Source organism: Phaeobacter italicus, assembly GCF_001258055.1.
GTDB lineage: Bacteria > Pseudomonadota > Alphaproteobacteria > Rhodobacterales > Rhodobacteraceae > Phaeobacter > Phaeobacter italicus.
The window spans coordinates 238,367-261,561 of record NZ_CVRM01000032.1 but is presented as its reverse complement, the minus strand read 5'-3'; the positions used below and the strand labels follow the sequence as shown (position 1 = coordinate 261,561).

The following is a 23,195-nucleotide window of genomic DNA, read 5'->3' as shown; positions in this document are numbered from 1 at the left end:
AATACACGCAATTGTTGTTTCTGGTTCGCTTAACAGGTTTCCTATGCCCACAGCCTCTGAACTTCCTATCAATACCACAGCGACTGCCACCGACATGGCCGAAACCATGTTCGGCAACGGTGTCACTATTGTCAGCGCCACCTATACCGGTGCTCAGGTCGCATCCGGGATTTACACCAATGGTGACACTGTTGCCCCCGGCGTTACACCATCCGATACAGGGGTCATCCTTTCGACCGGGAATGCGACCTCCATCACCAACAGCAGCGGTGATGTGAACACAAGCGCTGGAACCTCCACCAACAACCAGACCGCGGGGGATGCCGATCTGTCCGCAATTTCAGGACAGACCACCTACGACGCGGCGGTGTTCGAGGCTGAGTTCATCCCAAACGCTGATACACTGACCATGCAGTTTGTCTTTTCTTCGGAAGAGTACCTGGAATACGTCAACTCCGGTTTCAATGACTCCATCGGTGTGTGGGTAAACGGGGTTCAGGCAGAGCTCAGCCTTGGGTCGGGCGATATTTCAATCGACAACATCAACACAACCAGCAACGAAAACCTCTATATCGACAACGCCCCGACGGCTGACACCTTCAACACCGAGATGGATGGCTTCACCATCACCCTGACGCTCAAGGCGCCGGTGAATGTGGGGGAGGTCAACACCATCAAGATCGGCATCGCCGATGCAGGTGACACGGCCTACGATTCAAACCTTCTGATTGCGGGTGACTCGGTCCAGACAGAGCTGATCGCATTCGACGACACCATCGCGGTTCGAGAAGGGACAACCACCGACCTAGACGTTCTGGCCAACGACACGCAGGTCAACAATGCCGCGCTGACCATCACCCATATCAACGGGCAACCGGTGGTCGCGGGAAGCACCGTCACCCTTGCGGGTGGGGAAATGATCACCCTGAACGAGGACGGCACCTTCACCGTCGCAGGCCAGGATGATGTCGACGTCAATGAATCAACCGCATTTTCCTACACCGTCGCTGACACCGAAGGAAACACCGACACCGGTTTTGTCAAATTGACAACCACGCCCTGTTTCGTTGCAGGGACCATGATTGACACCATCGACGGGCCCCGTCCGGTAGAGGATCTTAGACCTGGCTGCATGGTTCAGACCCGCGATCACGGTCCACAGCCCCTGCGCTGGATCGGTCGCACAATGCGCAAGGCAAAAGGGGCAGATGCGCCCGTTGTCTTTGCCAAAAATGCGCTTGGCGATCACGGCGAAACGGCTCTGTCCCCCAATCACCGGGTTCTGGTGCGATCCGCCTCTGCCGAAATGCTGTTTGGCCAGAATGAGGTTCTGGTAAAAGCCAAGGATCTGATTAATGACACCACGATCCGTCCGCGCGCTGATGGTCAGGACACGATCTATGTGCACCTGCTGTTTGATCGGCACGAGATCATTCGCGGTGACGGGCTGGAAAGCGAAAGCTATCACCCTGGCGACCAGACACTCGAGAGCTTCGATCCCGAGACAAGAGCCGAAGTGCTGGAACTGATCGCGGACATGCAAGACCCCTACGGGCCAAGCGCTCGCGTGACAGTCAAAGCGCACGAACGTGACCTGCTAGGCGCGATTACCCAGTAAGACAGAAAGGCAAACGCCCAGTCAGTATTGGCTGCGCATCTGGTAACCGGGGTGAAAGCTCATCCTGACAAATGTCACGGGTTGAGACCGGAACCAGGTTGTGCGTTCCATTTGGAACAGGGGCGTTGCCTTTGCACAGGCCAGGTAATCAGACAGTTCATCATCCGCAGGTACGGCGGCAAAGGTCAGCTCTGCGTTTGAAAACGGCACCTCTCCCAGTAGCCACTCGTTCGGGCCGACAGTGGTGAAATCAGCATCCACCACCTTTGGCACCGCCGCGATATTGATCCAGCGGTCCTCGTACTGAAACGGCTGGTTATCGGCATAATGCATCGCCCGCAGGTGAAGAACCTTGGCGCCCATCGGCAAATCCAACTGCGAGGCCAGCCACCCCGGCGCAGTCTCTTCTTTTCGTTCGACCAGCGCATAGCGGTAATTTGCATTGCGATCCTCGACCAGTTGCCGGGTCAGAACAATTTCCAGCTTGGCTTGTTTCACGGGTGACACTGCTACCCGGGTCCCGCTTTTACGCTTGCGATCGATAATGCCGCGATCCGCCAGCTCCCGCAGGGCACGGTTGACGGTTGCGCGCGCGCAGCCGAACTCCTCTGCCAACTCCTGTTCTGTTGGTAACAGATCCCCCTGGGACCAGACACGGTTCTGAATCCGCTCCAGCACCACGTCCCGCACATCCTGAAAACCGATTTTGGCTCGCTCTGTCACCTGCTCAATCGCTCCTGTGCTACCGCGCCATGGGTCTTTCCCTGTTAAAGTGCACTCAGGAGTGCGGCAACAGCCGAACGATAACGACTGATGATCTGCGTGCGTTGGGCATGGCGTCCGTCTGCAACAACATGTCGGCCCGCAGACCAGACATCGCGCACCACCTGCCCCCCAGCGGCAAAGCACAGCCCGTCGAGCAACTGATCGTCCCGCAGGGCGCAAAGTGCCGGGTCTGAACTGTCGAAACTCATGAGATCTGCGAGCGCACCGACCTCGATGCGGCCAGCGTCACGGCCAAGGGCCTGGGCCCCTCCGCGTGCTGCACCAAGATAAAGCGCGGTCCCGACCGAACCCTCGCCATCGATAAACACGTTGCGCGCAAGATCCCGCAGCCGCTGGGAATATTCCAACGTCCGCAGTTCTTCGGCCAATGCGATCCGAACATTGGAATCAGACCCCACACCAAAGCGCCCACCGGCCGCCAGATAAGCGGGCCCGTTGAACGGCCCGTCACCAAGGTTGGCCTCAGTGATCGGACATAGCCCTGCCACAGCACCGGTTTCGGCCATCGCACATGTCTCGGCATCGGTCATATGCGTTGCATGGATGAGGCACCATTTTGCATCCACCTGTGCATTGTCCAGCAGCCACTCAACCGGGCGGGCGCCCAGCCAGGCCTCGACTTCTTCCACTTCCTTTGGCTGCTCTGCGATATGAATGTGGACGGGCAAATCTGCCTGCAGCTGCAAAGCCTCTGCCAGATAGGCAGGCGAGCTCGCACGAAGCGAATGCGGTGCAATACCAACCCGCGCATCAAAAGGCAGAGCCGTCCTTGCAGCCGCGCGCGCCGCCTCTACCAAGGTGCCAAAGCGATCAACGTCATTCCCAAACCGCATCTGCCCACCAGCAAGCGGCTGCTCTCCGGCCCCGCCATAGGAATACAGAACCGGCAGATGCGTCAGACCAATGCCCGTCTGTGCGGCAGCGGCAAAGATACGGGTGCTCAATTCTTCTGGCGCGTCATAGGCCTGCCCGCCGGGTTGGTGATGCACGTAGTGAAATTCCCCCACAGACGCATAGCCCGCCTCTAGCATTTCCAGAAAGACCATCCCGGCAATTGCCTCGATCTGATCCGGCGTCAGGTGATCGACAAAGCGATACATCAGCGTGCGCCAGGACCAAAAGCTGTCACGCCCGGATACCCGCGCCTCTGTCATGCCCGCCATGGCGCGTTGAAAACTATGGGAATGCAGATTGGCCAGGGCAGGCACAAGCGTATCCACGCAGGTGTCACCGTCCTTGGCCGCCGCGCCTGACTGCAGCGACGCAATGCGACCCTCCGCAACCGTGAGCCTCAGATCGCTCACCCACCCCTGCTCCAGTCGCGCCCGGCGTGCGAAAATAGCCTGCATGATATCCTCTTATGTATAGACATAATGATATTAGGCGCATACATTCTGGCGGACAAGCTCTTTTGCGAGGCCCTCATGAGCAACAGCTCCCCCTATCTGATAACCGACGCCACACTCGCCACCATGGTTCCAGGTGACACGGCCTACGGGCTGTTGCGCGATGCTGCGATTGCCGTGCAAGACGGTAGGATTGCATGGGTGGGACAGGCCAACGAGGTGCCGGATCACTATGCCGATTGGCAAAGGAAGCCGATGCAAAACCGCCTGATCACACCGGGCCTGATCGACTGCCACACGCATATCGTCTTTGGCGGCAACCGCGCGATGGAGTTCGAGATGCGCCTGAATGGGGCATCTTATGAAGAGGTGGCCCGCGCAGGGGGCGGCATCGTCTCAACCGTTTCGGCCACCCGTGAGGCCACGCTGGAGAAGCTGGTCGAGGACGCCCTGCCGCGTCTGGATGCGCTGATCGCAGAGGGCGCCACAGTGGTAGAGGTCAAATCGGGCTACGGGCTGGACCAAGAGACCGAGCTGAACATGCTGCGCGCTGCCCGCCGTCTGGGCAAACTGCGCCCGGTGACGGTGAAAACCACCTTCCTCGGTGCCCATGCCACACCAGCCGAATACAAGGGCCGCGATGATGACTACATCGATCAGATCTGCATCCCCGCCCTGCACGCCGCCCATGCGGAGGGGCTGGTGGATGCGGTCGACGGCTTCTGCGAAAACATCGCCTTTGCGCCTGCCCAGATCGAACGTGTGTTCAAGGTGGCGCAGGAATTGGGCCTGCCGGTGAAACTGCACGCCGAACAGCTGAGCCATCAGGGCGGCACCGCATTGGCGGCGCAGTACGGTGCATTGTCGGTCGATCACGTGGAGTATGCGACTGAGGACGACGCCAGGGCGATGGCCGCGGCGGGCTCCGTTGCCGTGATCCTGCCCGGTGCCTTCTACACCATCCGCGAAACGCAGATGCCTCCGATTGAACATTTCCGCGCCCACGGCGTGCCGATGGCTCTGGCCACCGACTGCAACCCCGGCTCCTCTCCAATGACTTCGCTGCTGTTGACGATGAACATGGGCTGCACCCTGTTCCGCATGACGCCGGAGGAGGCTCTGGCAGGCGTCACGCACAACGCCGCCCGCGCGCTGGGGCTGGCAGACCGTGGCCAGATCGCCGCCGGCATGCGCGCCGATCTGGCGGTCTGGGATGTCGAAACGCCCGGCGAACTGGCCTACCGCATCGGCTTTAACCCGCTTTACACCCGTATCTATGAGGGCAACCAATGATCAAGATGATCCCCGGCACAGTAACGCTTGCTACGCTGGAAGATATCTACCGCAACCTGACCCCGGCCAAACTGGACGCATCTGCCCGCGAACCGGTAGAGGCCGCAGCCCGGATGGTGGCCGAGGCCGCCGCTGGTGAGGCAGCCGTATACGGCATCAACACCGGGTTCGGCAAACTCGCCTCGACCAAGATCGCACCGGAAGACACCGCCACTCTGCAGCGCAACCTGATCCTCAGCCATTGCTGCGGCGTGGGTGAGCCGCTGCCCGAGGACAAGACCCGACTGATGATGACGCTGAAACTGCTGTCGATGGGCCGCGGCGCGTCGGGCGTGCGATGGCTGGTGATCGAACAGATCGAGCAAATGCTGGAGCGCGGCGTCATTCCGGTGATCCCGTCGCAGGGCTCGGTTGGGGCCTCTGGCGACCTCGCGCCGCTGGCGCATATGGCAGCGGCGATGATCGGAGCGGGAGAAGCCACCTTTGAGGGCACCCGAATGTCGAGCGGGGAAGCCCTGAAAAAGGCCGGATTAGAGCCTATTATTCTGGGCCCCAAGGAAGGGCTGGGGCTGATCAACGGCACCCAGTTCTCCACCGCCTGCGCCTTGGCCGGGCTGTTTGACGCCTGGCGCATGGCAGAGGCGTCGATGGCGATTGCGTCGCTGACCACGGACGCCATCATGGGCTCCACCGCGCCGCTGGTGGCGGATATCCACTCTCTGCGCGGCCATGCCGGGCAAATCGACGTGGCCCGCGAGATGCGCGCTATCATGGATGGCTCGGAAATCCGCGAGAGCCACCGCGAAGGCGACACCCGGGTGCAGGATCCCTATTGCATCCGCTGCCAGCCGCAGGTGGTGGGCGCGGCGCTGGACGTGCTGCGGATGGCCGCCAAAACGCTGGAGATCGAGGCCAACGCCGTCACCGATAACCCGCTGGTGCTGGTTGAGCGCAATCAGATCGTTTCTGGCGGGAATTTTCACGCTGAATACGTGGGCTTTGCCGCAGATCAGATCGCGCTAGCCATCGCTGAAATCGGCGCCATCGGCCAGCGCCGCATCGCATTGATGGTGGATCCCACCCTGAGCCACGACCTGCCGCCGTTCCTGACGCCCGATCCCGGCCTGAACTCCGGCTTCATGATTGCCGAGGTCACCACCGCCGCGCTGATGAGCGAGAACAAGCATCTGGCAAACCCCTGCGTGACGGACTCGACGCCCACGTCCGCCAACCAGGAGGACCACGTTTCGATGGCCGCCCACGGCGCGCTGCGTCTGACCAGGATGAACGCGAACCTGTCGGTGATCCTAGGCGTCGAGATGCTCTGTGCCGCGCAAGGGGTGGAGGCGCGCGCACCGCTGCAAACCTCGGCCCGCCTGCAGGACGTGCTGGCAATGCTGCGCGCCGATATCCCCTCGCTGGAGGAGGACCGCTATCTGGCGCCGGATATTGAAGCCGCCAGCGCCATGGTCCGTGCAGGCCGCGTGGCCGATGCCGCTGGCGTCAAGGTGGCGGCATGATCGACGTCACCCAAGGTTCATCGCCGCTGGTGCTGGGCCTGCCCCACACCGGCACCGATGTGCCGCCGAAAATCTGGGACTGTCTGAACGAGACCGGCAAGGCGCTGGCCGATACCGACTGGCATATCCATGACCTGTATTCGGGGCTGGTGGAGGACGTCACAACCGTCCGCACGCCGATCCACCGTTATGTGATCGACGTGAACCGCGATCCCATGGGTATCAGTCTCTATCCAGGGCAAAACACCACCACTCTGATACCGCTGACCGATTTCGACGGCCTTCCGATCTGGCAGGGGGGCAAGGAACCGGAAGAGGCGGAAATCACCCGCCGCCGCGACGCTTATCACGCGCCCTATCACGCCGCGCTGGCGGCGGAGCTGGAGCGGGTGAAGGGTATCCACGGTTTTGCCATCCTATACGATTGCCACTCGATCCGCGGCGATATTCCGTTCCTGTTCGAGGGCCGCCTGCCGGATTTCAACGTGGGCACCAACATGGGCGAAACCTGCGACGCGTCGATCGAGGCGCTGACCGTGGCCCATTGCGAAGCGGCGGAGGGCTATAGCTCAGTCCTCAATGGCCGTTTCAAGGGCGGCTGGACCACCCGCCATTACGGGCGGCCGGCTGAGGGCTTGCACGCGATCCAGATGGAACTGGCGCAGGCCACCTACTGCCATGAAAGCCCCCCCTGGCCCTATCAGCCGGAACGCGCAGGACAACTGCGCGCCCATCTCACCAACATTCTGACCGATCTCAAAAACTGGAGGCCCTCGGCATGAGCGATCCCCGCAAGAACACCCGCGATATCTTTCCGCCCACCGGCCCGGAAATCACTGCCAAGCATTGGGTTACCGAGGCGCCGATGCGGATGATGATGAACAACCTGCATCCCGACGTCGCCGAAAACCCGCATGAGCTGGTGGTCTATGGTGGTATCGGCCGCGCCGCGCGCACCTGGAAGGATTTCGACCTGATCGTCGAGACCCTGAAGAACCTCGACGACGACCAGACCCTGATGGTGCAGTCCGGCAAGCCGGTCGGCGTGTTCCAGACCCACAAGGACGCGCCGCGGGTGCTGATCGCCAACTCCAACCTGGTGCCGCATTGGGCCAACTGGGACCACTTCAACGAGCTCGATAAGAAGGGCCTGATGATGTACGGCCAGATGACGGCCGGCTCCTGGATTTATATCGGCACGCAGGGCATCGTGCAGGGCACCTATGAGACCTTTGCCGAGGCGGGCCGCCAGCATTACGGCGGCGACCTGAAGGGTAAGTGGATCCTGACCGGCGGCCTCGGCGGCATGGGTGGCGCCCAGCCGCTGGCAGCCGTATTTGCCGGTGCCTGCTGCCTGGCGGTGGAGTGCAACCCCGACAGCATCGACTTCCGCCTGCGCACCAAATACCTGGACGAGAAGGCCGAGACCCTGGACGAGGCGCTGGAGATGATCGAGCGCTGGACCGCCGCAGGCGAGGCAAAGTCCGTGGGCCTTCTGGGTAATGCGGCGGATGTCTTTGCCGAACTGGTCGAGCGCGCCAAGGCGGGCGGCGTGAAGCCTGATATCGTGACCGACCAAACCTCTGCACACGACCCGGTCAACGGCTACCTGCCGCAGAGCTGGAGCATGGCGCAGTGGAAGGAAATGCGCGAAACAGATCCTAAAGCAGTAGAAAAGGCCGCTCGCGCCTCCATGAAGGTGCAGGTCAAGGCGATGTGCGACTTCCACGCGATGGGTGTTCCCACCGTCGATTACGGCAACAATATCCGCCAGATGGCGCTGGAGGAAGGGCTGGAGAACGCCTTTGACTTCCCTGGCTTTGTGCCCGCCTATATCCGCCCACTGTTCTGCAAGGGCATCGGCCCGTTCCGCTGGTGTGCGCTGTCGGGCGACCCGGAGGATATCCGCAAGACCGACGCTAAGATGAAGGAGCTGTTCCCCGAAAACGAGGGCCTGCACCGCTGGCTGGACATGGCACAGGAGCGCATTGCGTTTCAGGGCCTGCCCGCGCGGATCTGCTGGATCGGCCTCGGCGACCGCCACAAAGCGGGCCTTGCCTTCAACGAGATGGTCCGTAATGGCGAATTGTCCGCACCAGTGGTGATTGGCCGCGACCATCTGGACTCGGGCTCTGTGGCGTCCCCCAACCGCGAGACCGAGGCGATGATGGACGGCTCTGACGCTGTCTCCGACTGGCCGCTCTTGAACGCGCTGCTGAACACCGCCTCCGGCGCGACCTGGGTGTCGTTGCACCACGGCGGCGGCGTTGGCATGGGCTTCTCGCAGCATTCCGGCGTGGTGATCTGCTGTGACGGGACCGAGGACGCCGACCGCCGCATCGGCCGTGTGCTGTGGAACGACCCGGCCACCGGCGTCATGCGCCACGCGGATGCGGGGTACGACATCGCCAAGGACTGCGCGCGCGAGCACGGGCTGAACCTGCCCGGTATTCTCTAGGCAGGGGCCATAGGGGCTCTGCCCCTCGGCCTCACGGCCTCACCCCGGAGTACTTGGGGAAACGTGATAGGCGGATTGCCTGTCATCTTTCCAAAAATACTCTGGGGTCCGGGGCAAAGCCCCGGTCCTACAAAAGAAAGCGCGCCCCGTTTTGACAGGGCGCGCTTCCGTGGCAAACTTGTTCTGAAAATCAGTCGCGCAGCAGCTCGTTGATCCCGGTTTTCGAGCGGGTCTTTTCATCCACACGCTTCACGATGACCGCGCAGTAGAGGTTGATGCCATTCTTCGAAGGCATCGAGCCTGCGACGACAACAGAATAGGGCGGCACTTCGCCGTACATCACTTCACCGGTTTCGCGGTCGACGATCTTGGTGGACTTGCCGATGAAGACCCCCATGCCCAGAACCGAACCTTCACGCACGATGCAGCCTTCGACCACTTCAGAACGCGCACCGATGAAGCAGTTGTCCTCGATGATGGTCGGGCCTGCCTGCATCGGCTCCAGCACGCCGCCGATGCCAACGCCGCCGGACAGGTGCACGTTTTTGCCGATTTGAGCACAGGAGCCAACGGTGGCCCAGGTGTCGACCATGGTGCCTTCATCGACATAGGCGCCAAGGTTCACGAAGGACGGCATCAGAACCACGCCGGGAGCAATATAGGCGGATTTGCGAACCACGCAGTTCGGCACCGCGCGGAAACCGGCATCTTTCCACTGGCTGTCGCCCCAGCCTTTGAATTTGCTGTCGACCTTGTCCCACCAGCCAGAGCCCTGCGGGCCACCGGACTGTTCTTCCATGTCCTTGATGCGGAAGCCCAGCAGCACGGCCTTCTTGGCCCATTGGTTCACATGCCAATCGCCGCTTTCCAGCTTTTCGGCGACACGCAGTTTGCCGGAGTCCAATGCGTTCAGGGTCTCTTCGATGGCGTCGCGCTGCTCACCTGTGGTGGCGGGGGTGATGGTATCACGGGCCTCCCAGGCGGCCTCGATTGCGGTTTCCAGCTGAGCGTTGGACATATGTGGTATCTCCGGGGTGAGAGTGGCTAGATCAACTTGTCGCGGTTACATAACCGCATTTTGCGCCGGGGTCATGTGCGTATTGCGTCAATCCACACGGCAGCAGCGCCCCTATCGGACGCGGCGCAGGTGTCGGCGCAGAATATCGCAGGCGGTTGTGACATCGCGCCGACGCATCGCCTGCACCACCAGGGCATGATCCGTGTCCACCCGCTGGGTCCAGCGCTGTTTCCAATTGGCAAACAGATGTCGGGCCGAGGCAATGTGCAGATCGTCAATTGTCGCCAGCAAACGTGGCATTTGACAGGGCGTCAGGATGATCCGATGAAACGCGCGGTTTTTCTGCTCCCAATCGGTCATGTCGGTTGCGGCATCACAGGCCAGACGTGCGGTATCAGCCGCCGTGATGTCCTCGGGTGTGAAATGGGCAAAGGCATTTTGCAGAGCCAGAATCTCCAGCGACACCCGCATTTCGATCACTTCGCGGATTTCGGCAGGGTCAAGCGCCGTGACACGGGTCCCACGCCGAGGAATAGACAGGGCCAGGCCATGTGCCTCAAGCCGCAACAGCGCCTCGCGGACAGGAACATGGCTGGTGTTGAACTCACGTGCGATATGGTCCTGGCGGAGCTTTTCCCCCGCAGGAAGCTCACCCCTGACGATCCGCTCGCTCAGAGCGTGATAGATCCGATCAGAGATTGTCGCGTTCATTTGCCGACCTTGTTGCCAACCCGCAGTAACGGGCTGGCTACCTGTTGTCCGATATCAGCCATCTGCGCCATCCACAGGATTTGGCGCTATATTGCCGCCACAGAGCAGAACCGCGACATGTTCACCCGGCTCGGGAACGTAAGCGCCACTTGTCAGGGCTGCCAGCGCCGTTGCCCCCGCAGGTTCAACCAGAATACGGCGATCCTGCCATAGACGGCGCTGCGCTTCCACGATTGCCGCATCACTCACCGTGAGCGAAGACAGATTGACGGCACCGGAGCTGGCGAGATCGTAACAGATCGATCCAATCCGACGCGCCCCCAGGGCATTGGCGGCAACGCCAGAGACGTCAACATCGACGGGTCCGCCCGCATCAATAGCCGCATTGAGGGCGCGGCTGGTTTGCGGTTCGACTGCGATGATCTTCTTTGACCCGCCATACCAGGCCATTGCGCCGGCAATCAGTCCACCGCCACCGACGGCGATGAGGATCGTATCCGCCTCAAGCCCCTGCGCATCCCATTCGGCAAAACACGTGCCCTGTCCGATCACAGTTGCGGGGGCATCATAAGCATGGACCTGCACCGCCCCAGTTTCTGCCTCGTAGGCCTTTGCCTTCTCCAGCGCATTCGCATAGGCGCCTGGCACGACTTCCAGATCTGCACCGCTGTCCCGGATCAGCGCGATCTTCGAAGGCCCAGCCATTTCCGGCACGTAGACGCGCGCCCGAAACCCCAGTTTTTGCGCCGCAAAAGCAACTGCCGCGCCATGATTGCCCCCTGATGCGGCAACGATGCCCGCGTCAGGCACAGATCCGCCAAGCAAGGTATTGAAAGCTCCACGCGCCTTGAAACTACCGGTGTGCTGCATGTGCTCAAGCTTCAGCGCGATGGGGTGTTCCAGGCCGAATGCGGTTGTGTCCAGCACTGGGGTACGCTGCACATAGCCCCGGATACGGGTCTCTGCGGCGCCGATATCCTGTGTCCAATGCATGATCAAATCCTTCTTTCCTGCGCGCCAAGCGTAATGGTCCGTCCCATTGGTACAAGGCGGACGTCACGGCCCAAAAAATAATCAGCCTGATGACGTTTCTTCACCATCGGTTGTGACACGGGATCGGCTCTGGCGCCATGCCTGTCGAACAGCTACTACTGAACTTCCGGTTTATTATACAGAAGAATAGGTTTGCCATGACTGATGATCGCCACAGCCGTTTGCGGGATGCACATTCCGACCGCGACCGCGCAGAGCACGTCCCTTCGACCCCGCAGACCGAAGCCCCGGCCTATCGGCTGGCGTTTGCTGACGATGATTTCCTGTGCCGGGATGAGCTGCGGCCAGTCCGCCTGCAATTGGAGCTGCTGAAGCCGCAGATGATGCTGGATGAGCATGGCATCGAGAGCACAATCGTCATGTTTGGAGGCGCCCGTATTCCTGCGCCGGCGGACAAGGAAAAGGCCCGCACACAAACCCTGCGTGATCTGTCCCATTTCTACGACGAGGCCCGCAAATTCGCCCGCCTCATGACGGAAAAATCAATGGCCAACGGGGGCAAGACAGATGTGATCGTCACGGGCGGCGGCCCTGGTGTGATGGAGGCCGGAAACCGGGGGGCAATTGATGCCGGAGGGGCTTCGATCGGGCTGAATATCGTTTTGCCGCATGAGCAGGCGCCGAATGAATATGTCACGCCTGACCTGTGCTTCAACTTTCACTACTTCGCGATCCGCAAAATGCATTTCCTGATGCGCGCCCGTGCCATCACGATTTTTCCGGGCGGCTTCGGGACACTGGATGAGATGTTTGAAAGCCTGACCCTGATTCAAACTGGCCGGATGGAGCGTGTCCCCTTCCTGCTATTTGGTCGTGCTTTTTGGGAAAAAATCATCAATTGGGATGCGCTGGCCGACGCCGGCACGATCTCGGATGAGGATCTTGATCTGTTCCGCTTTGTCGAAACCGCCGAGGAAGCGCTGCATATCATCGACAACTGGGAGCCTGCACCCGCCCGTGACAAGCTGCCTGGCCGCGACTGCTGAGTCAGACATCGTTCTGACAGGACATATTCAGGGCCTGCCTGGTTCCATCGCGGATCAGGCGGGCCTTGATCGTTCTGAGGCCTGATGCGTTCAGGCAAATTCGGGTGGAAGCACCCCAAGCGGCTGGCCCTGAGGCAGGCGTGTCAGAACCTGCTCGCCCTCCACGTCCTTGATTGCATAGCCATAGCCGCGCAGGCGAAATTTCCATTCCCGTGCGCTCAAGGCCTTGATGCGTTCTTCGCGCACAAGATCCAGAACTTGCGGTTCGATCGGCGCAGCGGCCGGAGTGTGACGTGCCATGGTCTTTTTCCCTTTCACTGACTGTCTACGATTTGGAAACTGTCGGCCGCGAATGGCAGAAATGTACCGCAATTGAGGAAATTTCTGGGCGCGCAAAGCCGCAGTGCAGCCAGCCCCCTAATAGCAGAGGGCAACACGGGCTGATTCCTTGCTTGAGGAGTGCGAAATCTGGTTTGGACAGGCGATTGATGCGGCTCCTCCTTTGGATCGGGCACAGCCTTGATCCACCTGCGAAACCGACGTCACCATTCTAACCGCTTGATTCTCATGCCCTGAATGTCGACACGGCTGTGAGCCCTGCCCTGCAGCACCCAGAATCCCCCAAAATTCGACCCATCATGGCCACATTCATTGACGAGAGTATACCTCAACCGAGAGTGGAGCGGGACGATGCCCAGAATCACAGACTACACAGCGCTGCTGTATTATTTGGAAGGTGACCACTTCCGCTGGAACTCACCGTTCGCGGTCGGCACACAGGCCGTTATCACCTACAGCTTTACCCTTCCGGGAAACCTGCCTGACGTTACTCAGGATCCGGTTGGCGCCACGGGCTACTGGTCCTTTGATGCGACCCAACAAGCGCGGGCACAGGCTGTGTTTGATCAGTACGAAGCCATCGCGGGCGTGCGCTTTGTCGAGGTGGATGGCCCTTCGATGATCAATATCTACGGCTTTGATGGGGGCAGCGCAGATGGCTATGCCAACATCGCCTATTCCGGGTCCGGCTATACCGGATCCGGTGCGCTGACGTCTGGCGAAACAGATCTGACGCCTGGAACCTACGGCCATATCGTGATGATGCACGAGCTGGGCCACGCTCTTGGCCTGCAGCATTCACATGATGGCAGCTTGACACTGGAACCGACCTGGGACCGACCAGAGCTGACGGTGATGACATACAATCACGCCCCCGACTACGTGACCGAACTGGGCACCTTTGACGTTCAGGCGATGCAGCACCTCTACGGCACATCCGACAGCTTTGATGGCTGGGAGATTGTCGGCGGCGGAAGCAGCCGGATCATCATTCGCGGCAGTGCCGATGGCGACCGGATGATGGGAACAGATCAATCCACCACACTTAACGGCCGCGGTGGACATGACCACATTCAGGGACGAGAAGCAGACGACATCCTGCGCGGCTCGGGCGGGCGCGATACGCTGGTTGGCGGGCTCGGAGATGACCGGCTGATCGGCGGACAAGGCTATGACGTTTTGATCGGTGGGTTGACCGACGATGGTCATTCCGGCGGACCGGACAATGACACGATGTACGGGCAGCGTGGATACGATCGGTTGGAGGGCGGCGCTGGCCGCGACCGGCTGTTCGGGGGCAATGGAAGGGACACACTGGTCGGTGGCGATGGCGCTGACACGCTGAATGGCGGTTTTGGCGCCGACGCCTTTGTGTTTGACCACGCGGATATGGGCGAAACTGACCATATCACCGATTTTGGTCGCGGTGCGGATGTCATAGACCTGTCGGGGCTGTGGCTGACAGATATCAGTCAGCTCACGATCACGGTCGGGGCAAACAGCACAACCATCCAATACACGGACTTCTTTGAGCTGATTCTGGCCGGATACACCGACCCCCTGACAGGATCGGATTTCATTTTCAGTTGAGGCAGCCGGGGACCTGCCCAGCGAGGCCGGGGGTCAGGGGTTCAGTCCCGCCTCGGCCTCGATTTGTTTGCGGCTCTTGCGCGCGCGCTCGGTTGCAGATTTCAGCTGTCCACATGCCGCCATGATATCATCACCTCGCGTCTTGCGGATCGGAGACGCATAACCCGCCTGGTAGATGATGTTCGCAAACGCCCGGATGCGATTGTTTGAAGACCGCTTATACGGGCTGCCGGGCCATTCATTGAACGGAATCAAATTGATCTTGGCGGGGATTTTATACCGCTTGATGTGATCGATGAGACGGTGCGCGTCTTCATCGCTGTCATTCACACCATCCAGCATCACGTATTCGAAAGTGATCCGTTCGGAATTCGATGCCTTGGGATAGTCCGCGAGCGCCTGCAGCAGCTCGTCGATGTTCCAGCGTTTGTTGATTGGCACCAGAACGTCGCGCACCTCGTTTGTGGTCGCATGGAAGGAGATTGCCAGCAGGCATCCGATTTCCTGCGCCGTTCGCGCGATTTCCGGCACAACGCCAGAGGTCGACAGGGTAATCCGGCGGCGACTCAGAGAGATACCTTCCGGGTCCATCGCAATCTTCATCGCGTCTCGGACGTTTTCAAAGTTGTATAGCGGCTCTCCCATCCCCATCAGGACGATGTTGGACAAAAGCCGCGTCTCGTCCTTTGGTGCACCGGGGGTGGGCCATTCCTCCAGATCATCACGTGCCATCATAACCTGCCCGATGATTTCGCCGGGTGTGAGGTTGCGAACCAGCTTCTGGGTGCCGGTGTGACAGAAAGAACATGTCAGAGTGCAGCCAACCTGGGATGACACACATAGCGTGCCGCGGTCATCCTCCGGGATATAGACCACCTCAACTTCGTGGCCGCCCGCAATCCGCACGAGGTATTTACGTGTCCCATCCGTCGAAACCTGTTTGCTGACCACCTCTGGCACTGCAATTTCGAAGGTCTCTGCCAATTGCGCACGGTACCCCTTGGCGAGATTGGTCATCTCTTCAAAGTCGCGTTTGCCCCATTGGTAGATCCATTGCCAGATCTGGCCCACACGCATCTTTGCCTGCTTTTCAGGAGTGCCATTTTCAATCAGCACATCGCGCATCTGCTCACGGGTCAGACCGACAAGATTGATCTTGCCGCCCTCGGGCAGTTTGCGGGGCAGGGTCATGACATCCTGGGTGATCGGCGCTTTGACGGTCATGGCAACGAAACTCGTGGCTGTGGCGGTGGATGCGGCTCTATATAGGAATTTAGCCCGAGATCAAAAGGAATCCTGCAAAAAACAGCGCATAGCTGCCCCGCGCCCAGCGCGGACCAGCGGAGTGTCGGGGGCAAAAACAAAAAACCCCGACACCAGCCGGGGTTTCTGAGAGCGGACAAAAAGGCCTGGATCAGAAGCAGCGCTTCTCGGCCTCTTCAACGGCAGCTGTAAAGCCGAGAAGGGAGAACGTATCCTTCGTCTGGGTGCCACGGGCGGAGCGGCCAATCAAAACAGCCTGGGCACCACGTTTCATCGCCGTAATGATCTTGGCGTCATCAGAGGCAGTCGCAGGCCAAGCCCATTCACCTTCGGTGAACAGTTCAAATTCGGAATCGCCGACAGCCATGTTCACGGTAGAGCCGGGTGCGAACGGATAGCCACCGGTAAAGGTGATCTGGCCACTCTTGCCGCTGTCGGGACGGAAGAAGACAAACAGCTGGATCTTGCCACGGCGCACGGCTTTGACCCGCCCATCACGCGTGTTGACAGTTTCCTTGGGGGCAGAAACACCCCAGCATTCTTTCGGGCTCTCGCCCTGGAACACACTCCAGTCGACATTGCTGGCGACGCGATTGTCAGTTTCTGCCTGCTGTGCGGTTGCGCTGGTGGCCATTGCGGCCAGACACAGGCCCGCGATGCTGCGGACGAGTTTTGATGTCATTTGTCCCGACTCCAAGACTGTCTTACCTCAAACTAGCAAGGGTCATGCGGCGTTGCATTCGCCGTCTGGTCCCGTTCCCCTCGCTTGTGTACTCATACACACTAACGTAACTATCGCCACGGGTGAAAGCCCGTTTTGGCGGGAAATTGCCAACAGGAAAGGCGTTTGTGATGACCAACCCCGTACCCATGACCGAAGTCTGGCGCGGTCCCCTTCTGGAAAGCCTGCATCTCGGACACGCCGTGGTGTGCAACGCGAAGGGCGAGATCGAACGCAGCTGGGGGGATCCGAACGCCGTGATCTATCCGCGCAGCTCTGCCAAAATGATTCAGGCGCTGCCGCTGATCACCTCTGGTGCGGCAGCAAAATACGGCCTGACCTCTGAGCAGCTGGCGCTGGCCTGTGCATCGCACAATGGCGCAGAAATCCACACAAGCCGGGTGAACAAATGGCTGGATCAGCTGGCGCTCAGTGACAATGACTTTCGCTGCGGCCCGCAACTGCCTGATGATATCCCTGCCCGCAACGCCCTGATCAAGACAGACAGCAGCCCCTGTCAGGTCCACAACAACTGTTCCGGCAAACATGCAGGCTTTCTGACGCTCAACCAGCATCTTGGCGCTGGCCCGGAATATATCGACATCGACCACCCGGTGCAGCAGGCCTGCCGCACTGCCTTTGAACAGGTAACGGATGAGGCCAGCCCGGGATATGGCATCGATGGCTGCTCTGCCCCGAATTTTGCAACCACTGTCAAAGGTCTGGCCCGCGCGATGGCATGGTTTGCCTCTGCTGCGGATCGATCGGATCGCGATGCTGACGCAGCACAACAGCTGGTCGCTGCGATGACCGCTCACCCCGAGCTGGTTGCAGGGGAGACACGGGCCTGTACCAATCTGATGCGGGCCATGGGCGGGAAAGTCGCGATCAAGACAGGCGCCGAAGCCGTTTTCATTGCGATTCTGCCGGAACAGAAATTGGGCGTGGCACTGAAAATCACGGATGGTGCAACCCGTGCGAGCGAATGCGCAATCGCAAGCATTCTTGTGGGTCTTGGAGTGCTCGATCCAGAACACCCAATGACGCGCAAGTATCGCTATGCACCGCTGATGAACCGGCGAAACGTCAACTGCGGAGAAATCCGCCCGGCAGCTGAGCTGCTGTTCTGAATTAGGTGAAACACCTGAATTGCCGCCCTGAACGGATTGCCTCCGTTCGGGGCGCATCTGTTTCGGATCAACCGGTTCAGACTGTCGGGCCTACATTTCTATGATTTCCGCAACCTCGACGCTGCCGTCGCCCATGACGACCATTGGGCAATCCTTGGCCATGTCACATGCGGCCTGCTGGTCCGGAGCTTCAACAATCGAATAGCCTGACAGGGGATTGGCGCCACCATTGTCGTCTACTCCGCCATGGTGGACCGTCCGCGACAGACCAACCGGCGCGCCAGGCACCACAAGCGCCTGCCCCAGCCCTTCCATCCAGCTGGACCACGCCGCCATGACCTTGCTGGTCTCTGCTTCGGTTTCAGGTGTCTTGCCGCCATGGTAGGCGAAAATGAACTGTGGCATCGGTCTTTCCTCCTTGGGATTTGGTTCAGCACGGTCAACCAAACGCCGGAAAGATCAGCACACGCCCCTAGCTGTGACCCGCCAACGCCTGTCAGAGCATGTCCCACAACAAACGCAGAGCAAGCACCACTGACGTTAGAACCAACAGTGGTTTGATCAGTCGCGCACCCTGTTTCTGCGCCATTCCAGCACCGGCGCGCGCTCCGGCAATCTGTGCCACTCCCATTGCCAAACCGACCGCCCACCAAGGGGTAGCGACGAATGCAAATGCCAAAAGCGCGCCCGCATTGGACGCGAAATTCAGCAACTTAGTGTGGGCAGTTGCCCGCAGAATACCATAGCCCGCCAAAGATACAAAACCGAGCATGTAAAAACTGCCCGCTCCCGGCCCCAAGAGCCCGTCATAGGCCCCGCATAGCGGCACGATGGTCGCAGCAAATACGAACGGCGACACCCGACGAGCGCGATCACTGTCATCAAGCCCCTTCTTGGTGGCAAAGAACACCGCGATCCCGATCAAAAGGACGGGCAAGATAAGGCGGATCCAATCGGTCGGCAGCACAGACACCAGCAACGCCCCCGCAACAGAGGCAATCCCGGCAATCAACGCAGACCCCGCCTGCTCGCGCAGGTTCACATGTCCGCCTCGCGCATAACTGAGCGCAGCGGTGGCAGCCCCGAACAGACCTTGGATCTTGTTGGTTGCAAGCGCGGTAATGGGATTGGCACCTGCCAGCAGCAAAACCGGGACAGTGATCAGGCCCCCGCCCCCGGCCACAGCATCAATAAACCCCGCAGCAAACCCTGCCGCCATCAACAGCAGCAGGATGTCGAAACCGACTTCGAACATAAATTTAGCCTTTGAATTCGGACCGTGCGTAGCCCTGGATAAACAGAAGCGCGCTCAGGTCGCCGTGGTTGATACGAATATCACATTCAGCCGCAACCGATGGTTTGGCGTGTAGGGCGACACCCGCGCCCGCACGCCCCAACATGCCCAGATCATTGGCCCCGTCACCAACCGCCATGACATCCGCCTCTGACAGCCCAAGGCGCGCTGTAATCTGTTCCAGGGCTTCGACCTTTGCAGCCCGGCCCAGAATCGGACGCGCGGCCTCTCCGGTCAGCTTGCCATCCTCAACCATCAGAGTGTTGGCCCGGTTCTCATCAAACCCCAGCTCCGCAGCAACCTTTGCCGTAAAGGCCGTGAACCCACCAGAGACAAGCGCAGCATAGGCGCCATCTGCCTTCATGGTGGCGAGAAGTGCCTTGCCCCCAGGCATCAGTGTGATGCGGTTTTCCAGCACCTCGTCGATCACGCTTTCCGGCAGCCCTTTCAAGAGAGCGACGCGTTCGGTCAGAGCACCTTCGAAATCCAGCTCTCCGTTCATGGCGCGCGCGGTGATGTCCTTGACCCGTGCACCTACGCCTGCCTCTTCGGCAAGTTCGTCAATACATTCCTGCTGGATCATCGTGCTGTCCATATCCGCCAACAGCATCTTTTTACGGCGCCCGGCGGCGGGTTGGACGACCAGATCGACACCCATCTGCTGCAGATCCGCCCAGACATCCCATTGATTATCCGGGCGATGCTCCAGCGTGAACTCGGCAGCCTCATCCGGTGCAAGCCACTGCGCATCACCCCCACCCCAGGCATTGCGCAGGGATTCGACCAAAGCAGGCGCAAGGGTCGGAGAGGTCGGATCGCACAGCAGCGTAGCAACAAACATGAAAGAGGCTCCGGTCATATGGGTTGCGCCAGTCATACGCCCCTCTCCCCGATCCCGCCAAGCCCCTGATTCATCTCTGCTCGCCCGAAACCGCCGAATGGCCCAGCCACTGGTCCGCCAACTGCGCCATGCTGCACCCGCAGAAGGCATCTGTTTCCGAAAGGCGTCAAAATGCGTCGCTATTGATGGAAGAATGGCCGCAATCTGCCATTTTCCGTATTGTTCGACGCGAGTTCAGCCAGTAGCCCTGTCTGTGGGACACCTCTCCCCAACGAGAGGCGCTTATCTGGAAGGGTAGCATTCATGGCTATTGAACAACCGGCAACGCGGCCGGCCAACCCGCGTTTTTCTTCTGGCCCCTGCGCCAAACCCCCCGCATATGATCTGACCAAACTCGCAGGCGCCCCCTTGGGTCGCAGCCACCGTGCCGCTGTCGGCAAGGAAAAACTGCTTGCCGCGATTGAAGGCACCCGTGAGATCCTAGGCGTTCCGGCAGATTACAAAATCGGGATCGTGCCCGCCTCTGACACCGGCGCTGTTGAAATGGCGATGTGGAACCTGCTGGGAGCGCGCGGCACCGAGATGCTCGCCTGGGAAAGTTTTGGCGCAGGCTGGGTCACCGATGTGGTCAAACAGCTAAAGATCGACGCGGTTGTGAAAACCGCCGACTACGGAGAGCTGGTCGATCTGGCTTCCGTCGATTTCAACAACGATGTTGTCTTCACCTGGAACGGCACCACTTCCGGGGTGCGGGTGCCAAACGGCGATTGGATCGCTGACGACCGGGCGGGGCTCACCATCTGCGATGCGACCTCCGCTGCATTTGCCCAGGACCTGCCTTGGGACAAACTGGATGTGACCACCTTCTCCTGGCAGAAGGTTCTGGGCGGCGAGGCCGCACACGGCATGATCATCCTTTCGCCGCGCGCCGTGGAACGACTGGAAAGCTACACACCTGCATGGCCCCTGCCCAAGATTTTTCGCCTGACCAAGGGTGGCAAGCTGATTGATGGCATCTTCAAAGGTGCAACAATCAACACACCGTCCATGCTGGCAGTCGAAGACTATTTGCTGGCGCTGGATTGGGCCCGGTCTGTTGGTGGGCTTGACGGGTTGAAAGCACGCGCTGACGCAAATGCGCAGGCGATTTTCAATTTCTGTGCCAACCGTCCGTGGATTGCCAATCTGGCGCAGGATCCTGCAACGCGCTCCAATACGTCAGTCTGCCTGAAATTCACCGACGAGCGCATTCAAGATGGGACGGCCTTTGCCAAGGCGGTCGCCAAGCGCCTGGAAGCGGAAGAGATCGCTCTGGACATTGGCGCTTATCGTGACGCCCCCGCAGGACTGCGCGTCTGGTGCGGCGGCACGGTGGAAACCTCGGATATCGAGGTGATGCTGCCCTGGCTCGAATGGGCCTTTGAGGCCGAAATCGCGGCACAAGCCTGACCCCCGCGCCGTCGACATCTGACAGACCAGTAGCCCGCCTTGGATCGGGCTGCTCTCTCCGAATTCAGGCCGCAAGCGGCCCCCGCAGATAAAGGACCAAACCAATGGCTCCCAAAGTACTCGTCTCCGACAAACTCTCGGAAACCGCCGTCCAGATTTTCCGCGACCGCGGCATCGATGTGGATTTCCTTCCCGACGTGGGCAAAGACAAGGACAAGCTGGCAGAGATCATCGGCCAATATGATGGCCTTGCCATTCGCTCTGCCACCAAGGTAACCGAAAAGATCCTCGAAGCCGCCACCAACCTCAAGGTGGTGGGTCGCGCCGGCATCGGCACCGACAATGTCGACAAGGAAGCGGCCTCCAAGAAAGGTGTGATCGTCATGAACACACCCTTCGGCAACATGATCACCACCGCCGAACACGCGATCGCCATGATGTTCGCGGTTGCCCGACAGCTGCCAGAGGCCTCGGTCTCCACTCATGCAGGCAAATGGGAAAAATCCAAGTTCATGGGGGTTGAGCTGACCAACAAGACGCTCGGCGTTATCGGTGCCGGCAACATCGGTGGCATCGTCTGCGACCGGGCCCGCGGTCTCAAGATGAAGGTTGTCGCCTATGATCCCTTCCTCAGCACCGAAAAAGCCGACAAGATGGGCGTCGAAAAGGTTGAGCTGGAAGAGCTGCTCGCGCGGGCGGATTTCATCACGCTGCATGTGCCGCTGACCGACCAGACCCGCAACATCCTGTCCAAGGAAAACCTGGAAAAAACCAAGAAGGGCGTGCGCATTATCAACTGTGCCCGCGGTGGTCTGGTGGATGAGGCCGCCCTGGCAGAACTGCTGACCTCTGGCCATGTTGCAGGTGCCGCCTTTGACGTGTTCTCGGTTGAACCCGCCAAGGAAAATCCGCTGTTCGGCCTGCCCAACGTCGTCTGCACACCGCATCTTGGCGCCGCAACAACCGAAGCACAGGAAAATGTTGCTCTGCAGGTGGCCGAGCAGATGTCGAACTACCTGCTCGATGGCGCGGTTGAAAACGCATTGAACATGCCGTCCGTCACCGCTGAAGAGGCCAAAGTCATGGGACCGTGGATCAAGCTGGCCGATCATCTTGGCTCTTTTGCCGGGCAGATGTCGGACGAGCCGATCGTGGCCATCAATGTGCTTTATGACGGTGTCGTGTCCGGCATGAACCTGGACGCCCTGAACTGCGCGGTGATCGCGGGCATCATGAAAAACGTGAACCCGGACGTGAACATGGTCTCTGCGCCCGTGGTGGCCAAAGAACGTGGCATCCAGATCTCGACCACAAACCAGGACAAATCCGGCACCTTTGATGGCTATATCAAGGTGACTGTCGTCACCGCCAAGCGCGAACGTTCTGTCGCGGGGACTGTGTTCTCTGACGGCAAGCCGCGCTTTATCCAGATCAAGGGCATCAACATCGATGCCGAAGTGGGTGCGCACATGCTCTACACCACAAACGAAGACGTGCCGGGGATCATTGGCGCTCTGGGTAAGACAATGGGCGACAACGACGTGAATATCGCGAACTTTACCCTTGGACGCTCTGACGCCGGTGGCGAAGCAATCGCGCTTCTCTACGTAGATGAACCTGTCCCGGCAGAGGCACGGGCCAAACTCGCAGAGACGGGTCTCTTCACCCAGATCAAGCCCTTGGCGTTTGACGTTGTCTGATCTGAAAGTCCGATAAACATTCCCTCAGATACGCCGCCCCGATATAAGGGCGGCGTATTTCATTTCAGCCTTCCATTTT

General features: G+C 59.9%; 21 protein-coding genes. 10 read left to right on the top strand and 11 right to left on the bottom strand.

The annotated features are described in order from the left end of the window. The first annotated feature begins 43 nt into the window (after window positions 1–43). On the top strand, window positions 44–1,618 hold the full coding sequence (locus NIT7645_RS14810; RefSeq protein WP_050687417.1) for a choice-of-anchor L domain-containing protein: 1,575 nt from the start codon (window positions 44–46) through the stop codon (window positions 1,616–1,618). A 21-nt stretch (window positions 1,619–1,639) separates the two neighbouring features. Here NIT7645_RS14810 and hutC read toward each other — a convergent pair whose 3' ends face one another. Together hutC and NIT7645_RS14800 are read right to left on the bottom strand one after the other, a co-directional pair. Next, entirely contained in the window at window positions 1,640–2,341 is a 702-nt protein-coding gene (gene hutC / locus NIT7645_RS14805) for a histidine utilization transcriptional repressor HutC (protein ID WP_008559689.1), read from the bottom strand. Window positions 2,342–2,385: 44 nt separating this feature from the next. After that, window positions 2,386–3,753 carry a formimidoylglutamate deiminase gene (locus NIT7645_RS14800; RefSeq protein ID WP_050687415.1) on the bottom strand — a complete coding sequence of 456 codons (1,368 nt, stop codon included), beginning with the start codon at window positions 3,751–3,753 and terminating at the stop codon, window positions 2,386–2,388. Between the two features lie 75 nt (window positions 3,754–3,828). On the opposite strand from NIT7645_RS14800, the gene hutI reads away from it, so the two are divergent. From hutI to hutU, 4 genes are read left to right on the top strand one after another with little or no spacing between them, the layout of a single operon-like run. Beyond that, entirely contained in the window at window positions 3,829–5,043 is a 1,215-nt protein-coding gene (gene hutI, locus NIT7645_RS14795) for an imidazolonepropionase (protein WP_050687413.1), read from the top strand. Further along, on the top strand, window positions 5,040–6,563 hold the full coding sequence (hutH, locus tag NIT7645_RS14790) for a histidine ammonia-lyase (protein ID WP_050687411.1): 1,524 nt from the start codon (window positions 5,040–5,042) through the stop codon (window positions 6,561–6,563). The genes hutI and hutH overlap by 4 nt, the downstream gene beginning before the upstream one ends. Further along, entirely contained in the window at window positions 6,560–7,345 is a 786-nt protein-coding gene (gene hutG / locus NIT7645_RS14785) for an N-formylglutamate deformylase (protein WP_050687409.1), read from the top strand. Before hutH ends, hutG begins: the two co-directional genes overlap by 4 nt. Further along, entirely contained in the window at window positions 7,342–9,021 is a 1,680-nt protein-coding gene (gene hutU, locus NIT7645_RS14780) for a urocanate hydratase (RefSeq protein ID WP_050687407.1), read from the top strand. The genes hutG and hutU overlap by 4 nt, the downstream gene beginning before the upstream one ends. Window positions 9,022–9,211: 190 nt before the next feature. Here hutU and dapD read toward each other — a convergent pair whose 3' ends face one another. From dapD to NIT7645_RS14765, 3 genes are all read right to left on the bottom strand, one after another. Next, window positions 9,212–10,039, bottom strand: a complete 828-nt coding sequence (dapD, locus tag NIT7645_RS14775; protein WP_008562399.1) for a 2,3,4,5-tetrahydropyridine-2,6-dicarboxylate N-succinyltransferase — start codon at window positions 10,037–10,039, stop codon at window positions 9,212–9,214. Window positions 10,040–10,150: 111 nt separating this feature from the next. Then, the gene (locus NIT7645_RS14770; RefSeq protein WP_050687405.1) at window positions 10,151–10,750 is read right to left on the bottom strand and encodes a GntR family transcriptional regulator; all 600 of its coding nucleotides are present in this window, start codon (window positions 10,748–10,750) and stop codon (window positions 10,151–10,153) included. A 54-nt stretch (window positions 10,751–10,804) separates the two neighbouring features. Further along, the gene (locus NIT7645_RS14765; RefSeq protein WP_050687403.1) at window positions 10,805–11,743 is read right to left on the bottom strand and encodes a threonine/serine dehydratase; all 939 of its coding nucleotides are present in this window, start codon (window positions 11,741–11,743) and stop codon (window positions 10,805–10,807) included. A 197-nt stretch (window positions 11,744–11,940) separates the two neighbouring features. Between NIT7645_RS14765 and NIT7645_RS14760 the strand changes: the two genes are divergently transcribed. Next, complete coding sequence (locus NIT7645_RS14760) at window positions 11,941–12,789, top strand: LOG family protein (protein ID WP_008562750.1); 849 nt, start codon at window positions 11,941–11,943, stop codon at window positions 12,787–12,789. Between the two features lie 90 nt (window positions 12,790–12,879). Here the strand turns inward: NIT7645_RS14760 and NIT7645_RS14755 are convergent, their stop codons facing one another. Next, entirely contained in the window at window positions 12,880–13,089 is a 210-nt protein-coding gene (locus NIT7645_RS14755; RefSeq protein ID WP_008561548.1) for a hypothetical protein, read from the bottom strand. Window positions 13,090–13,479: 390 nt separating this feature from the next. On the opposite strand from NIT7645_RS14755, the gene NIT7645_RS14750 reads away from it, so the two are divergent. Continuing rightward, entirely contained in the window at window positions 13,480–14,718 is a 1,239-nt protein-coding gene (locus NIT7645_RS14750; protein WP_050687401.1) for a M10 family metallopeptidase C-terminal domain-containing protein, read from the top strand. A 33-nt stretch (window positions 14,719–14,751) separates the two neighbouring features. Here the strand turns inward: NIT7645_RS14750 and rlmN are convergent, their stop codons facing one another. Both rlmN and NIT7645_RS14740 read right to left on the bottom strand, forming a co-directional pair. Further along, window positions 14,752–15,942, bottom strand: coding sequence for a dual-specificity RNA methyltransferase RlmN (gene rlmN / locus NIT7645_RS14745; RefSeq protein ID WP_046211507.1), 1,191 nt, complete (start codon window positions 15,940–15,942; stop codon window positions 14,752–14,754). Window positions 15,943–16,132: 190 nt separating this feature from the next. Next, window positions 16,133–16,663 (bottom strand): invasion associated locus B family protein, encoded by a 531-nt coding sequence (locus tag NIT7645_RS14740; RefSeq protein WP_008559150.1) that lies wholly within the window; start codon window positions 16,661–16,663, stop codon window positions 16,133–16,135. Between the two features lie 170 nt (window positions 16,664–16,833). Here NIT7645_RS14740 and NIT7645_RS14735 point away from each other — a divergent pair, with 170 nt between their 5' ends. Beyond that, the gene (locus NIT7645_RS14735) at window positions 16,834–17,832 is read left to right on the top strand and encodes an asparaginase (protein ID WP_037302629.1); all 999 of its coding nucleotides are present in this window, start codon (window positions 16,834–16,836) and stop codon (window positions 17,830–17,832) included. A gap of 90 nt (window positions 17,833–17,922) precedes the next feature. Here NIT7645_RS14735 and NIT7645_RS14730 read toward each other — a convergent pair whose 3' ends face one another. The 3 genes from NIT7645_RS14730 to serB form a co-directional block, all read right to left on the bottom strand. Then, complete coding sequence (locus NIT7645_RS14730; protein WP_050687399.1) at window positions 17,923–18,237, bottom strand: YciI family protein; 315 nt, start codon at window positions 18,235–18,237, stop codon at window positions 17,923–17,925. A 91-nt stretch (window positions 18,238–18,328) separates the two neighbouring features. Continuing rightward, window positions 18,329–19,087, bottom strand: coding sequence for a TSUP family transporter (locus NIT7645_RS14725; protein WP_008560642.1), 759 nt, complete (start codon window positions 19,085–19,087; stop codon window positions 18,329–18,331). Window positions 19,088–19,091: 4 nt separating this feature from the next. Continuing rightward, the gene (gene serB / locus NIT7645_RS14720; RefSeq protein ID WP_050687450.1) at window positions 19,092–19,967 is read right to left on the bottom strand and encodes a phosphoserine phosphatase SerB; all 876 of its coding nucleotides are present in this window, start codon (window positions 19,965–19,967) and stop codon (window positions 19,092–19,094) included. Between the two features lie 303 nt (window positions 19,968–20,270). On the opposite strand from serB, the gene NIT7645_RS14715 reads away from it, so the two are divergent. Together NIT7645_RS14715 and serA are read left to right on the top strand one after the other, a co-directional pair. Then, window positions 20,271–21,416 (top strand): phosphoserine transaminase, encoded by a 1,146-nt coding sequence (locus tag NIT7645_RS14715; RefSeq protein WP_050687397.1) that lies wholly within the window; start codon window positions 20,271–20,273, stop codon window positions 21,414–21,416. A 104-nt stretch (window positions 21,417–21,520) separates the two neighbouring features. Continuing rightward, window positions 21,521–23,116, top strand: a complete 1,596-nt coding sequence (gene serA, locus NIT7645_RS14710) for a phosphoglycerate dehydrogenase (protein WP_008563274.1) — start codon at window positions 21,521–21,523, stop codon at window positions 23,114–23,116. Window positions 23,117–23,195: the final 79 nt, after the last annotated feature.